Below are 15,610 nucleotides of genomic sequence, written 5' to 3'. Positions count from 1 at the left end.
TTTTAATTTTATTTATGCAGATAAAAAAAAGATAGAGAGAACTCTATCTTTTTTTAAAACAGTGGCAAATGAGGTGCAGGGGAGACATAACTAAAACTAAAGCTCACACTGAGCGCTGTAATTAGAATGACGGAATACAAAAAATATTTTTTTGCCCAGACCTGATCATTTTCAGCTTTAAATCCAATAATCGACAAATATACCCAATAGGCACATAAAGCATTAAAGGTAATAAGGAAGAAAATGTTGGTATAGCCAAAACAATACAATCCGTTTAAAACTGCAGCAAAGAGAATAACGTAAATTAAACTTTCAACTTTCGTGCGAAAAATTGAACGGGCTACAGGTAAAATTGGAATATTTGCATTTTTATAATCATCAAATCGATAGATTGCAATTCCCCAAGAATGTGGCATTTGCCAGAGTGCATAAGCTAAAAAAATCAGCAAAGCGGCAACATCAAATCCGTTGGAAACAGCAGTATATCCAATTACAGGAGGGCTTGCGCCAGAAATACTTCCAATCACAGTTTGGTGAATGGTAGTACGTTTACTCCAAAGACTATAAAAAATCACATACACAACAAAGCCGAGTACAGCAAAGCCAAATGCGTAGGCGTTGACAAAAAACCACAACAAAGCAAAGCCAATTAAACCGAGCACAGCAGAAAAAATTAAAGCAACTGTTGGGCTGATGGTTTTTTTGACGAGCGCACGATTCATTGTACGTTGCATTTTTTGGTCAATGTCTTGGTCAATGACATTATTCACCACACAGCCAGAGGCAACGACAAGCGTAGTGCCTAGTAATGTGATGAGAAGTAAAAGGAAATCTACAGAACCTTGAGCGGCTAAGAAAAAGCCGCCCAAAGTGGTAACGAAGTTACCAAAGAGAATTCCTGGCTTAGTCAGGAATAGATATTTTTTCAACATGACACCCTAGAGCATCATGTTTGAATGTAAGTAGTTCATGATCCATACAGAACCAATTAATAGAACTGCAATCGTCAGAATCGTATAGATGAATGCAATCACATTCCAGCGTTGTTCAGAAGATGAATTCATGTGCAAGAAGAAAACTAATTGTACAAGAACCTGAGCAATCGCAGTGATCGCAATCGTTGCAACAACTGCACCACCAGTCATTCCTTTCATCACCATCCCGAAAGGGATGATGGTCAATACGACAGAAAGAATGAAGCCGATAGAGTATTGTTTGATGTTTCCGTGCGAAGCACCAGCAGCATTATGATCATGACTCATTATAAAGCTCCCAGTAAATAAACTACGCTGAATACACAGATCCAAACGATGTCAAGGAAGTGCCAGAACAAACTTAGGCAAGCAAGACGACGTGTATTTGGAACAGTCAAACCATTTTTCTTGATTTGAACCATTAACACGATCATCCAGACCAAACCAGATGTTACGTGGATACCATGCGTACCTACAAGGGTAAAGAACGCAGATAAAAACGCACTGTGGGTAGGACCATGACCAGCGTGAACTAAATGATTAAACTCATAAAGTTCCATACCGATGAATGTTGCACCAAAGAGCCAAGTGATAATTAACCACATAAGCACTTGGTTGACATTTTTCTTGTAAGAAGCAAGTACCGCAAAACCGAAAGTCACAGAAGAAATCAAGAGAGCAAAGGTTTCAACAAGTACGAAACCTAAAGACTCACCAAATAACTCTTTTGGACTTGGAGTACCAGGCGGAATATGACTGCTTAATACAGCGAACGCGATGAAGAGTGTACCGAATAAAATCAAGTCACTCATCAAGTATGTCCAGAAACCAAAGACGGTGATGTCTGTATCATCGTGATGATGATGTTCATCGTGTCCGTGGTTGTCGTGATGAAGTACTTCAGCCATATCCTTAGTCCTTCTTCAAGTGTTTTTCAAGTAAAGCATAACGCTCGTTTTCGATACGTTCTACTTCAGCAGCTGGTACGTAGTAGTCCACTTTTTTAGTGAATGAACTTACGATGAAGCTGATAACAGCACCAAGGAAAGTTGCAACGACTAACCACCAGATATGCCAGATTAAAGCGAAGCCCATTGCTGTAATGAACAAGGCAATAACAAAACCAGCAGCACGGTCAGTTGGCATATGAATATCTTCATATTTCTCAGGACGTGCATACGCTACACCATTCTCTTTGTCATTCCAGAAAGTATCAATACCATTGATTTTTGGAATTTCAGCAAAGTTATAGAACGGAGCAGGGGATGAAGTAGACCATTCAAGTACACGACCATCCCATGGATCGCCTGTGTTGTCCATGTTGTCGTGACGTTGTAAGAAACCAACAATAACTTGCATTAAGAAACAAGCAATACCGATTGCTACAAGCACAGCACCAAACAAAGCAATTGCTAAGTATGGGTCCCATTCAGGGTTGTCATATGTATTCAAACGACGTGTCATACCCATGAAACCAAGGATATAAAGTGGCATGAATGCAAAATAGAAACCAAAGAACCAGAACCAGAACGATGCTTTACCCCAAGTTTCATTTAACTTCCAACCAAACATTTTTGGCCAGTAGAAAGTGATACCTGCGAACATACCGAATACAACACCACCAATAATTACGTTATGGAAGTGAGCGATCAAGAATAAAGAGTTGTGTACCAAGAAGTCAGCTGGTGGAACAGCCATCAATACACCCGTTAAACCACCGATACCGAAAGTCACAAGGAAGCCAAGTGTCCAGTACATTGGTGATGTAAAGGTAATACGACCCTTATACATAGTGAATAACCATGAGAAGATTTTCACACCAGTAGGAATCGCAATAATCATGGTCATGATACCGAAGAACGCGTTAACGTTGGCACCAGCACCCATGGTAAAGAAGTGGTGTAACCATACCACGAAAGCAAGTACTGTAATCGCAATCGTTGCATACACCATAGACTTGTAACCGAACAACGTTTTACGAGAGAACGTTGAAACGATTTCAGAGTAAAGACCAAAAGCAGGTAATACTAAGATATATACTTCTGGGTGACCCCATGTCCAAATCAAGTTCACATAAAGCATTGGGCTACCGCCAAGCTCATTGGTGAAGAAGTGGAAACCGAAGTAACGGTCTAGCGTTAACATTGCAATTGTTGCAGTCAATACTGGGAAAGATGCAATGATCAATACTGCTGTACAAAGTGCAGTCCAAGTAAAGATCGGCATGTCCATAAGTTTCATACCAGGTGCACGCATTTTGATGATGGTAACAAAGAAGTTAACACCGGTTAAAAGCGTACCTAGACCAGAAACCTGAAGTGCCCAGATATAGTAGTCAACACCAACACCAGGAGAATATTGAATGCCAGAAAGAGGTGGATAAGCCATCCAACCTGTTGCAGCAAACTCACCTAATACTAGTGAAACCATCATCAAACCAGCAGCACCAGCAAATAACCAGAAGCTCACAGAGTTTAATAATGGGAATGCAACGTCACGCGCACCAATTTGAAGTGGTACAGTGATGTTCATCATACCAACAACAAGACCCATTGCTACGAAGAAGATCATGATTACACCATGTGCGGTGAAGATCTGATCGTAATGGTCTGGATGTAAGTAACCTTCACCGCCACCTTTTGCAAGGAACAGTTGAAGACGCATCATGATTGCATCTGCGAAACCACGAAGTAGCATCACAACAGACACAAGGATATACATAATACCAATTTTTTTATGGTCTACAGATTTAAACCATACATTCCAGAGGTAACCCCATTTTTTGAAATAGGTGATACCGCCGAAAACTGCAATTGCACCAAGAGCCATAATGACCATTGTTACAAGTACAATCGGCTCTTTAGGGATTGCATCCCAATTGAGTTTACCTAATAACAAAGACATGTCTTATTCCCCTACAGAAGCAGTTGCATGTTCAGCACCTGCATGTTCAGCACCTGCATGGTCTGCACCATGGTAGTTGCTCATGTAAGTGTTGATAATGCTTTTGAACAAGTCAGGCGTAACTGAAGAATAATAAGTCACAGGATGAGGCTTAGTAGGGAATGGACCTTTACGTTCAGCTTCGTGTGCAGCTTTAAGTTCTTCTGGAGTATGCGCATTGTTCAGCATTGCTTCAATTTGGTGTTTAGAACGATCACCATCTTTGAGCGTAGCAAATTCAGTCGCATCAAGCGTGGTTTTTTGGATCGCTTCAGGATTAATTGAAGTACCTTTACCTGCTTTAATAGCGTCTACCCAAGTGTTGAAGTCAGCATCTGAAACAGCATGAGCTCTGAAACGCATTTGCGTAAAGCCATAGCCGCTATAGTTTGCTGAGAATCCACGGTAGCCATCTGCTGGACTTGGATGTTCTGCAAGCATATGTAACTTAGTTTGCATACCTGCCATTGCATAAACCTGACCTGCTAACTTAGGAATGAAGAATGAGTTCATTGTAAAGTTAGAAGTGATTTGAAATTCAATTGGTTTATTGACTGGGAAACGAACTTCGTTAATTGTAGCTATTTGTTGTTCAGGATAGATAAATACCCATTTAAACTGTTCAGCGACTGCTTGAATTTTTAAATGTTCTTCCATCTGACCTTGAGTATTCGTTAATGGTCTGTAAGGGTCATATTTGTGTGAACCCCACCATGTTAAATACGCAAGAATAGCAATAATAATACACGGGATACCCCATACTACAATTTCAATCGCAGTAGAGTGTGCCCATGTAGGTTTATAGTCTGCATCTTTATTTGACGCGCGATATTTCCAACCAAACCACAATGCCATCAAGATCGAAGGAATTACGACCAATAGCATTAAGTAGATCGCAGTCATCATCAGGCTACTTTGACCTTCAGCGACTGGACCTTTAGAGTTTAGAAGTACTATATCACCACCACACCCAGTTAAGAGTGCGGCGATCGCAGATAAAGACAATACAGCTAAAGTCGTTTGTCTCATTTTACAACCTCGGTGAAGAGTCCCATTCCCTATATAAATATGGGATAGCGATTAAAGTGCCGCATGATTGAAAATGACTATTATTTCTAAATAGAAAACATTCTCAATGATCTGACACCGCTACGTTGTAGGGCATTATGCCTCATATCGTCAAACTTAGCTATACATAGAGGTTGAATATATTGATGTAAAAATACCTGATATTTTTAGTCGGAATTATAAGGAAAACAAAAACATAAATTATTATTTTGTGCTTGGCTAGCGATAAAAAATGGCGGTATAACCGCCATTTGAATTATTCTGAAAGATCAATAACTTTGGTTTTAGAAATACGATCATGTAATGCATAATTCTCTTTAGAGAAAAACATGAACAAATCAACAATGAAAATGATGGCAATCAGAGGCAATACGCTCATAACTTGAGACAGGATAAGAAATAAAAATGAACGAACAAAAAATCCTCTTAGCGACCCTGGCAATTGATTGGTATTGACATCAACAATCTGCAGTTTGAATATTTTTTTACCAATAGATTGTCCAAATTTGGTAATCATAAAGCATTGAGTGATCAAGAGAATAAGTACAAAGACCATCAGAGCAATATTCAGATAGGCTGGCATACTTTGGCTGATCATTTCAGCAATTTTAACTTGGTTGTCTACTGAAAAACCATCTGAAGCAACTTTGATTGCATCTTCAGGCATAAAATAAGCAATAGCGATGAATTGGGGTAAAAACAAAAGGGCAAAATCGATAAGTTTGGCTGAGATTCGTTTACCTACAGGTGCTGCTTTAATGATTTTTTTTGTACTTTTTTCAATTTTTATATTGGTGATAGCTGGATTTTGTTGACGATCAATTTGTTCGTTGTTTGATGACGTTGGTGTGACATAACCAATAGGCTCATAAACAAGTTTACCTTGTGTAAGTTCACCAAGTGCTTTCCATTCCGTTAATCCTTGATGCCAAGCTAAATCTGTTAAAAGTACTTGCTGGCTTGCAAGCATTTGATTCAGTTGTTCAATTGAATACGGACCAGCTTGTTGGTTATTTCTCGCCAAGTAAATTTGCATAAAACTCAATTCTCAAAATAAATCTAAAAGTACAAAATTGGTAGATGAAAATGAACATAACCGCAACTTTGTTCACCTACTTTTTTAAACCACTATGTATACTAGATTTTTGAATGTATTAACATTAAATTTACACGAAATCTTAAAATATCAAGAAAAATTAACCTATTTAGCAGCAGAGGAGTGGCCCTGAAACTTGGTTTAACATTCAAACACAGATGTGAAAACTGAATACACCAACGATATATCGAATATTTGCATCTACGTTAAAAACTACCAATCTTAAATCTGATATTTCATAGAATATTAAAATCAAAGTTTAAAAAAATATGTCTAGTCCTGAAATAGGTTGACACTTATTTCACACAAACGCTCGATGAACTTCATCGGGCGTTTTGTATTTTAGTGACATATGCGGTCTACGAACATTATAAATTTCTATAGACTCTGCAACCATTCGTTTAGCATCTTCAAGACTCCTTGGTTTATGAAGTAGATATTCATTCTTCAATATACCATTCACTCTTTCAGCTAAAGCATTTTGATATGAGAAACACTGTTTCGTAAGATACCCATCGGTCATAGAACATCGAATATTATGTTTTTGATGTAATTCCTGATATTTCTTTGAACAATATTGGATACCTCGATCTGAATGATGAATCAATGAGGATTGTGGGGCTTTACGTTCCTTTAATGCTTTGATATATGCTTGGCTAACAGCTTCTGCACCTAAATTGTCATCTACATGATAACCCACTATTTTTCTAGACCAAGCATCGGTTATTAGACTCAGATAGGCCTCTCCTGTTTCTAGTGGAAGATAGGTTATATCTGCAACCCAGAGCTGCTCAGGTTTCTGCGGTATCACTTGCTCAATTCCAAACTTAATCAAGTTAGGATGCTTGTGAAAACGATGATGACTATTCGTTGTCTTATGATAGGTGCGTTTAGGTTGTACTAATAAACGATGATCTCTGAGTAAATCAAACAACCGATCTCTACCAATTTTGATACCCATTATCGTGTTCAGTAAATAGTGAAGTTTCCTTGTGCCGATGCGAGGTTGAAACATTCTTTCTTGCTGAACTTGTTGTAATACATCCTGTTCATGCTTATACCTTAAACTGGCTTGCTTGCATTGCTTATAATAAGCTTGCCGAGTTGTGCCAAGATAATAACAACATTCAGTGATACTAAAACCTACCGTCTGCTTTTCTTTGATTGCTTGCCTTGTGGCTTTTTTGTGGTGCTCACTCCGTAATCTCGTTCGAGTATGTTTATGATAGTTTCAAATAACTCAGCCTTTCTTTTTGTTTCATATAATTGCTGCTCAAGCTCTTTGATTCTTTGTTCTGGTGTTAGCGGTAAAGGATCAGACATTTGTTTTTCTCCATGACGAAATGGGGTGCCTTGACTCCAATCTAATCTACCATGCTTCCTCAACCAAACTAAAACGGTAGCACAACCTTGAATGCCATATCTGTCTTGAGCTTGTTTATAAGTCATTTCACCTTTTTCAACTTGGTCTACGACTGATAATTTAAAAGCTAAGCTGTAATCTCTTTGTGTTCTTTTAACTATTGTTTTCATTACACTCTCCAAATTTAAGTTTAGAAAGTGTCAACCTTATCTAGGACGGGACAATATACATAAAAAAGACCCTGCTAGAGGGTCTTTTTAAACGGCTTTGATTAAGATTGTTTAATCTTTTCTTCAGCAAGGAAGAACCAAGTATCTAAAACTGAGTCTGGGTTTAATGAAACAGATTCAATACCTTGTTCCATTAACCATTTTGCAAGATCAGGGTGATCAGAAGGACCTTGACCACAGATACCTACATATTTACCCGCTTTACGGCAAGCATGAATTGCCATAGAAAGTAATGCTTTTACTGCTGGATCACGTTCGTCAAACAAGTGAGAAACGATACCAGAGTCACGGTCTAAACCAAGTGTTAGCTGAGTTAAGTCATTTGAACCGATAGAGAACCCATCGAAGTGTTCAAGGAATTGTTCAGCAAGTAATGCGTTTGTTGGTAACTCACACATCATGATCACTTTAAGACCGTTTTCACCACGTCTAAGACCGTTCTGAGCCAATAACTCAATAACACGTTTCGCTTCAGATACTGTACGTACAAAAGGAATCATGATTTGAATGTTGGTTAAACCCATTTCATCACGTGCTTTTTTCAATGCACGGCATTCGAGTTCAAAGCAGTCACGGAAGTTATCAGATACATAACGACTCGCACCACGGAAACCAAGCATTGGGTTTTCTTCTTCAGGCTCGTAAAGCTTACCACCAATCAAGTTCGCATATTCATTCGACTTAAAGTCAGACATACGAACAATTACTGGTTTGTCTGCAAATGCAGCTGCAAGGGTAGAAATACCTTCAACCAATTTTTCAACATAGAATTCAATCGGTGATGCATAACCAGCAGTACGTGCCAGAACGGCCGCACGTGTTTCGCGTGGTAGGCTGTCAATGTTTAACAACGCTTTTGGATGCACACCAATCATACGGTTGATGATGAATTCTAAACGTGCAAGACCAATCCCTTCGTTTGGAATTTGAGCAAAGTCAAATGCACGGTCAGGGTTACCCACGTTCATCATAATTTTGAACGGAAGCTTAGGCATAGATTCGATCGAGTTACGTTGAATTTCGAAATCTAACGCACCTTCATAAATAAAGCCTGTATCACCTTCAGCACAAGAAACAGTGACTTCTTGACCATCAACAAGCACTTCTGTTGCATTACCACAACCTACGATGGCAGGAACACCAAGTTCACGGGCAATAATTGCCGCATGACAAGTACGACCACCACGGTTAGTTACAATTGCAGCCGCACGTTTCATCACTGGTTCCCAATCTGGGTCAGTCATGTCAGATACAAGAACATCACCTTCTTGTACTTTGTCCATTTCTTTAATTGAGGTAACGATACGAACTTTACCAGAACCAATACGTTGACCAATTGAACGACCTTCACAAAGAACTGTACCTTTTTGTTTAAGGAGGTAACGTTCCATTGTGCCGACATTCTCACGGCTTTTTACAGTTTCAGGGCGTGCTTGAACGATATAGATTTGGCCATCATCACCGTCTTTTGCCCATTCGATATCCATCGGCGCTTGATAATGTTCTTCAATGATCAAGGCTTGTTTAGCAAGTTCTTGAAGCTCTAAATCATTTAAAGCAAATTGCTGACGATCTGTTTTTTCAACATCAACAACCACAACAGATTTACCTGCAGCACCTTCTTCACCATAAATCATTTTTTGGTGTTTAGAACCAAGATTACGGCGAATAACGGCATGTTTGCCATTTCTTAGAAGTGGCTTAGAAACATAGAATTCGTCAGGGTTTACTGCACCTTGTACAACCATTTCCCCTAAACCGTAAGAAGCAGTAATAAATACTGCTTCACGGAAACCAGATTCTGTATCAAGTGTAAACATTACACCTGCAGCACCCGTTTCAGAGCGAACCATACGCTGAATACCAGCAGAAAGCGCAACAATATCATGTGCAAAATTTTGGTGTACACGGTAAGCAATGGCACGGTCATTATAAAGTGAAGCAAAAACTTCTTTAATTGCGATAAGAACGTTGTCGATCCCACGAATGTTTAAGAAAGTTTCTTGTTGACCCGCAAATGAAGCATCTGGTAAGTCTTCAGCAGTTGCAGAAGAACGTACCGCAACAGCGATGTCAGGATTACCGTTAGAAAGGGCAGCAAATGCTTCGCGAACTTCAGTCTCTAGACCTGTAGTAAGTGGAGTTTCTACAATCCATTGACGGATTTTTGCACCAGTTTCTGCCAGTGCGATTACATCATCAACATTTAATGCTGCAAGTTCTGCATTGATTTTAGCATTTAGGCCACTTTGCTCTAGGAATTCGCGATATGCATCAGCAGTCGTTGCAAATCCACCTGGAACCGATACACCAGCATTTGCTAAATGACTGATCATTTCCCCAAGTGAAGAGTTTTTACCACCCACGATCTCAACGTCGTGTTTACCTAGTTTTTCCAGACCGATTACGCGTGCTTCCAAAGTTGTTACTCCACTTATGCAGTATTAATCACTATCTTGGCATGAAATTATAACAAAAAACTTAGCATTTTGATTCAACTAAGTGATAGTCATGTAAGATGGGCTTACTATAAAGATTATACATCGCTAAGACAAATGTTTGAGGAGATTTTTAATGTCAGAAAGTAACCAAATAAAGCGGAGCGTATTTTTTATTTCTGATGGTACAGCGATTACGGCTGAAACCCTTGGGCATTCATTATTAGCGCAATTTCCTCATGTAAAGTTTGATATCCATATTATTCCCTATATTACCTCTGAAGAAGCTGCAATGAATGTAGTCGAAGAAATCAATAAAAGGGCGGATAAAGATGGTCAACAACCTTTGGTATTCGATACTTTGGTTGACCCTTATGTTCGTGACATTATTAACACTGCAAATGCTGTAAATCTTGATGTTTTTGAAGGGCTTATTAGTAAGTTGTCGGACGTTTTAGGTACACCGCCTACAACTTTAGTCGGACAAACCCATGCTGTGACGGATTCTGAGTCGTATAAAGCACGTATTGATGCTGTTCATTTTGCTTTGGATAACGATGATGGGGCACGTACCCGCCATTATGACAAAGCAGATTTAATCCTGATCGGCGTATCGCGTTCTGGTAAAACTCCAACTTCAATTTATTTATCTTTGCAGTTTGGTATTCGAGTTGCAAACTACCCATTGACCGAAGAAGATTTAGACGATAATCGCTTACCTGCGGTACTGAAAGAACATAAAAATAAACTATTTGGTTTGATGATTGATGCTGAACGTCTCGTTGCCATTCGTTCTGAACGTAAAGCCAATAGTCGCTATGCGAGCTTTTCGCAGTGTCAGATGGAGCTGCGTGCTGTTGAAGGGATCTATATTTCTGAAGGGATTAAATATTTAAATGTTTCAGAGATGTCGATTGAAGAAATTTCAACACGCGTATTACAAATGACAGGTCTAAAACGTCGTATTGGATAATCCATCATTATATTTTTTGATGTGTGTTGTGGTGTAACAACAGTATTGAGCTGAATCAAGATTTGGCTCTTTTTCTTTTATGTTTATTATTTTTTATAGTGTGATTTGTTATATGAATAAGATATTAAAAGTGAGTTCATTTTTCATACTTGTAAGTGGACAAAGTATATTTGCACAACAAACCAATGCTGAATCATTGAGCAAATTTGAAAATGGGTTGGTTGAAAAATATTATCAAAAAACCTGTTCAGGACGTGCTGAATGTGATCAGTACAATGAAAAAATTTCCAATGAAATTGAAAATAAAATAAAAAATGATTCATCGAGTTTTGCATATTCGTTTGCAAAACTCACTGAAAAAAATATGCTGGATATCCATTACAGCCCTGATCGAAAAATCAAATTTTATACAATGGACGTTTCTGCTGGGGGAACGATGAGAGAACCATATAGTTTAATTCAGGTGAAGCGAAGCAATGGATTGGCGTCCCAAGAGTTAGCTCAAGTGGGATTTATCGATAAAATTGCGCAAGTCAAAATTAAAAATCAGGACGTTTATTTAGTCACCAGTCTATTTATTAATAGTACTTGTTCAAGGGGCTATCGCATTCACTCCTTTGTATTGAACAACGGCAAATTTGTCGCGCACCCCATTTTTGAAACCAAGACTCAAAAACTTGATTCAATTGGTGTTGAAAATGATTGTCAGGAATGGGAGCGTTCTGCTGAAGATTTTATCCGTATCTCAAAAGACTTAAAAAATATTGATATATTGGTGGTGAATGCTTCAGGAAAATTGACCAATAACTATTTACGTTATCAAAAAGCTCCACAGGGTTATCGTTACAGTGGTGTGGTCAAATAATTAAATAAAAGAGGCCTAAAAGCCTCTTAAGTTCAAACCTTCTCAAACTATTATTCGTAAGTGGTAATAATCACATCCACTAAATGTTCAATTCCTTCCATACTTTGTACTGCATTTTCAGTAATTTTAACGACTGGCCAAGTGATTAATTTACAGTTTTTACGTTGCAATGCTGTATAGTAAGTATCTGATTTTAAAAATACTTTACTCTTTAACGCAGAGTTCGGCATCAACTGACGTTTTAACCATTGTTCCTGAACTTGCGACTCTAGATAACGAATCGCCAACATTGATTTAACACGATGATTAAACAAACGACGATTTTTGATAATCAAAGGGTGCGAAATTAACTTTTGAACCCCTTTTTCAGTTTGCGGTAAAATAAAAGCGGGTGTGATTTGAAACACTTTTACAAATTCAGCACTGTTTAAAACGTGGCTAAGGTGTGTGACTGTAAGTTGATTTGCACCAATAATTGCCACGTTTAAACCGGTAAAATCGGTGAGTTTAATCTCAGTAGATGCAATAATTTTACCTTTATAATGCTTAAAAAATTCCGGCTGATTTTGAAAAAAACCTTCATTTTGACTCTTTTTCCTATCGAGCATATTATTTCCTTTTTATACTAATTGGTCGCAGTGGGTTCTGACGTTAATTGATATATCCAACTTGGGACTTTAGGTAAAGACTTTTCAGGAATCTTGTCAGTCACGCTAACCATGGCATCAATCGGGATATGGAACCATTTTTTATTGCGATCTACTACATTTTTGCCATGAAATTGAATGATTTGGAACCATGGGTTACGGCGTCCTTCCGCTGTTCTTCCGCCAATTTTTGAAAATTTATTCATTGCTGCATATAATTTTTCTTCAGGAAGCCCGAGCTTAATGACGTTGTCACGCATTTTATTGATCAATGGTAAGTAGGCCAAAATACCCAGCATCAAACGTGGGTCGATTACTCGTGCAGCCATTTGGGCAAGCTCAATGACGCTTTTATTGATCCCTTGTGCTTCCATTACACTGAAACCCACACCTAAATGGCGTGCTTCATCGCCATTAATCAGTTCAAAGGCTTGGTGGCAAACTGGATCATCTACAGTATCCAATAAAAAGGTACATAAAGCGCCATCCAAAGCCACTTCAAGCATGGGAATCACTGCGCCTAAAATATAAAAAGGCATTTCATCGGCATAGGTATCTAGCCATTCAATAATCAAGCGTAAATTTTTATTTGGTTTAGGGATATCACCATCCAACATTCCCCAGCGTTTCATGAGCGCCATTTCTGCATTGGCATGGCGTTGTTCTTCGGCATGAAAGATGGCGTACATCTCCCGTAAAGTTGCCGTTGGCGCTTTTTTTGACATTGCTGAAAATGCACGGGCACCTACATGCTCAATCCACATCAGATCTGCCATAAAGTCTTTAAGTTTTGGCCATTGTTCAGCTGTAACCAGCTCACGGCCTGGTGCATCCCAATCAATATCGGATAAAGTCCATTGTGTGTTTTTGACTTTATCTAACATTTTTTCTAAGTCAATTGAAGCCATAGCAAATCTATCAAAAATAAGGATTTCATTGCATTTTATTTAATATTTCTGTGAATCAATTGGCAAAGATATTCATTGTGGAATGATGAAAAATATCAACCCAGTAATGGTTTGATTTTGAATGTGAAAATTTAGCTAAGTGATTGAGATAAAAAGAAAGACTTGTCATAAAAGGACAAGTCTTATCATTTGGAGCAATAGATTGTTTAACAATTAAAATTTATCTTCTGGTGTTTCAAGTTCTTTAACTTCAACTTGTTGAACAGGGTGGGGCTGAGGCAATTCAGGCTGTGAATTCGTTCTGAGATATTCCAAGTCTCGTATATTCTTTTGTACAGCAACAGCACCAAAGAGGCTAAGTAAAAAAGCCATGATATAAAAACCTTTCTCACTGAGTGCCATGGTCGCATTCCATAAACCCAATGCGAGCAGAACGATACAGATCACCACTGAAGCCCAGCATAGTCCATAATAAATTGCTGTGACTGGCTGACCTTCAAGTTTATCCCGAACAACTTTTTGTAGTGAAACAGCAGAAAATAGACCATAAAGGATCAGGATTAAATAATAGCCTTTTTCATTTAATAGAATTTCTGCATTGAATAAACCGACACAGTAGGCTGCTGCACCAGCAAGTAAAGCCACCCAACTGACTGCAATAAAAGCAGGGGTGGGTTTATTGATATATTGGTTCATTGTTGTTCCTTATTACTATTTTACTGATTTTTATATGTTCTATTATGCTGATTTGAAATGAGATGGCAAATCTTTTCAATTTATGAGAGCTAATTCAAATAGTGTTTAAGTGTGGGAGATAATAAATAGTATTTTAAATCAATTGGATATTTCAGCTATAGGACAGTTAAATCAAAAAAAACCAAAATGAAATTTGTCATTTCATTTTGGTAAAGAGGAAAACATGATTGATTTGTATTATTTTTTTAAATCCATCAATAAACTAAAGTTGTCTAGGCGCTTCTGTGTATCATAAATATCGCAAGTGAAAATAAATTCATCTACCTGATATTTTTCTAAAAGTTGCTTTAAACCGTTCTTCACTGTGTCTGGTGAGCCAATTTGCGCCATACCTAAGAAGTTTTGTACGGACATTTTCTCTGATGCAGACCATCGGCCTTCCATTGTTGCTACAGGCGGTTTCAGTTTTAAACTTTGTCCTGTCAGTAATGCAAGAATACGTTGATACACACTTGTGGCTAGATACTCTGCTTCCTCATCGGTTTGGGCGACCACAGTAGGAACCCCCATAGATACAAACGGTTTATCTAAATAGGCGGATGGTTCAAAATTGTCACGATAGAGCTGAATGGCTTGTCCTAACATTCTCGGTGCGAAATGTGAGGCAAATGAATAAGGAAGCCCCAATTTAGCCGCCAGTTGTGCGCTAAAAAGACTCGATCCTAAAAGCCACACAGGCACATGCGTACCTTGCCCAGGTGTTGCTTTAATTCTTTGCTGAGGCACCGCATCGGCGAAATAGCTTAAAATTTCTAAAACATCTTGTGGAAATTGCTCTTCTGTTTCTTGACGACCACGTCTTAATGCACGCATGGTGGTTGGATCTGTTCCGGGCGCACGACCTAAGCCGAGTTCAATACGATTTGGATAGAGTGTTGCCAAGGTACCAAACTGTTCAGCAACCACTAAAGGTGCATGGTTGGGTAACATAATCCCTCCCGAGCCCACTTTAATATTTTTTGTATTGGCTAAGATGTAACCCAGTAATACAGCAGTTGCGGAGCTGGCGATACCGTCCATATTATGATGTTCAGCTAACCAAAGGCGATCAAAGCCTAACTGCTCTGCATGCTGAGCAAGTTGCAATGCATGCTTAAGTGAAAACTCAACTGTTTGATCTTCTCGAACAGGTGCGAGTTCTAGGATAGAGAACTTCGTATTCTTTAATGCGGTATCTGTTAAAGACGACATTTTTAAACTCGAAAATAATATATATCGAAATAATACGATATAAGTGTGCAAATGTATATCGAAAATTGTCGATATTTGGTGGTTTTGATGTTGATTTTATTATCCAAAAAAAGCACCCGAAGGTGCTTGATTTAAATAATTGGATATTAATTTTGGAC

14 protein-coding genes are annotated in these 15,610 nt (G+C 38.4%); 2 read left to right on the top strand and 12 right to left on the bottom strand.

What is annotated here, in order from left to right:
* Positions 1-53: 53 nt before the first annotated feature.
* The 8 genes from cyoE to ppsA form a co-directional block, all read right to left on the bottom strand.
* Entirely contained in the window at positions 54-932 is an 879-nt protein-coding gene (gene cyoE / locus ACZ5QH_RS13580) for a heme o synthase (protein WP_004719345.1), read from the bottom strand.
* Between the two features lie 6 nt (positions 933-938).
* Complete coding sequence (gene cyoD / locus ACZ5QH_RS13575) at positions 939-1,265, bottom strand: cytochrome o ubiquinol oxidase subunit IV (RefSeq protein WP_171066910.1); 327 nt, start codon at positions 1,263-1,265, stop codon at positions 939-941.
* Positions 1,262-1,882: a cytochrome o ubiquinol oxidase subunit III gene (gene cyoC / locus ACZ5QH_RS13570; protein ID WP_004719350.1), complete on the bottom strand. Its 621-nt coding sequence runs from the start codon at positions 1,880-1,882 to the stop codon at positions 1,262-1,264. Before cyoC ends, cyoD begins: the two co-directional genes overlap by 4 nt.
* Positions 1,883-1,886: 4 nt before the next feature.
* On the bottom strand, positions 1,887-3,878 hold the full coding sequence (cyoB, locus tag ACZ5QH_RS13565; RefSeq protein WP_004719352.1) for a cytochrome o ubiquinol oxidase subunit I: 1,992 nt from the start codon (positions 3,876-3,878) through the stop codon (positions 1,887-1,889).
* A 3-nt stretch (positions 3,879-3,881) separates the two neighbouring features.
* A complete protein-coding gene (cyoA, locus tag ACZ5QH_RS13560) occupies positions 3,882-4,946 on the bottom strand; it encodes a ubiquinol oxidase subunit II (RefSeq protein ID WP_004822435.1) in 1,065 nt (354 codons plus the stop codon).
* Positions 4,947-5,241: 295 nt separating this feature from the next.
* Positions 5,242-6,021, bottom strand: a complete 780-nt coding sequence (locus ACZ5QH_RS13555; protein ID WP_034613420.1) for an RDD family protein — start codon at positions 6,019-6,021, stop codon at positions 5,242-5,244.
* 361 nt (positions 6,022-6,382) lie between these two features.
* A protein-coding gene (locus tag ACZ5QH_RS13550; RefSeq protein ID WP_303577808.1) for an IS3 family transposase occupies positions 6,383-7,614 on the bottom strand; the annotation gives its coding sequence in 2 pieces (ribosomal slippage) (positions 6,383-7,269 and positions 7,269-7,614; 1,233 coding nt in all).
* Positions 7,615-7,715: 101 nt separating this feature from the next.
* Entirely contained in the window at positions 7,716-10,094 is a 2,379-nt protein-coding gene (gene ppsA, locus ACZ5QH_RS13545; protein ID WP_004719359.1) for a phosphoenolpyruvate synthase, read from the bottom strand.
* 154 nt (positions 10,095-10,248) lie between these two features.
* On the opposite strand from ppsA, the gene ppsR reads away from it, so the two are divergent.
* Positions 10,249-11,085: a posphoenolpyruvate synthetase regulatory kinase/phosphorylase PpsR gene (ppsR, locus tag ACZ5QH_RS13540; RefSeq protein WP_004719361.1), complete on the top strand. Its 837-nt coding sequence runs from the start codon at positions 10,249-10,251 to the stop codon at positions 11,083-11,085.
* A 112-nt stretch (positions 11,086-11,197) separates the two neighbouring features.
* A complete protein-coding gene (locus tag ACZ5QH_RS13535) occupies positions 11,198-11,950 on the top strand; it encodes a hypothetical protein (RefSeq protein WP_228128958.1) in 753 nt (250 codons plus the stop codon).
* A 50-nt stretch (positions 11,951-12,000) separates the two neighbouring features.
* Here the strand turns inward: ACZ5QH_RS13535 and ACZ5QH_RS13530 are convergent, their stop codons facing one another.
* From ACZ5QH_RS13530 to ACZ5QH_RS13515, 4 genes are all read right to left on the bottom strand, one after another.
* Positions 12,001-12,558 (bottom strand): NAD(P)/FAD-dependent oxidoreductase, encoded by a 558-nt coding sequence (locus tag ACZ5QH_RS13530; RefSeq protein ID WP_004822427.1) that lies wholly within the window; start codon positions 12,556-12,558, stop codon positions 12,001-12,003.
* 17 nt (positions 12,559-12,575) lie between these two features.
* Positions 12,576-13,505 (bottom strand): hypothetical protein, encoded by a 930-nt coding sequence (locus ACZ5QH_RS13525; protein ID WP_004822426.1) that lies wholly within the window; start codon positions 13,503-13,505, stop codon positions 12,576-12,578.
* A 213-nt stretch (positions 13,506-13,718) separates the two neighbouring features.
* Positions 13,719-14,201, bottom strand: coding sequence for an inner membrane protein YiaA (yiaA, locus tag ACZ5QH_RS13520; RefSeq protein WP_004822423.1), 483 nt, complete (start codon positions 14,199-14,201; stop codon positions 13,719-13,721).
* Positions 14,202-14,438: 237 nt separating this feature from the next.
* Positions 14,439-15,452 carry an LLM class flavin-dependent oxidoreductase gene (locus tag ACZ5QH_RS13515; protein ID WP_004822422.1) on the bottom strand — a complete coding sequence of 338 codons (1,014 nt, stop codon included), beginning with the start codon at positions 15,450-15,452 and terminating at the stop codon, positions 14,439-14,441.
* Positions 15,453-15,610 lie beyond the last annotated feature (158 nt).

The sequence above is a fragment of the Acinetobacter sp. Ac8 genome, assembly GCF_055392545.1.
This window is presented reverse-complemented; position numbering and strand designations above follow the sequence as displayed.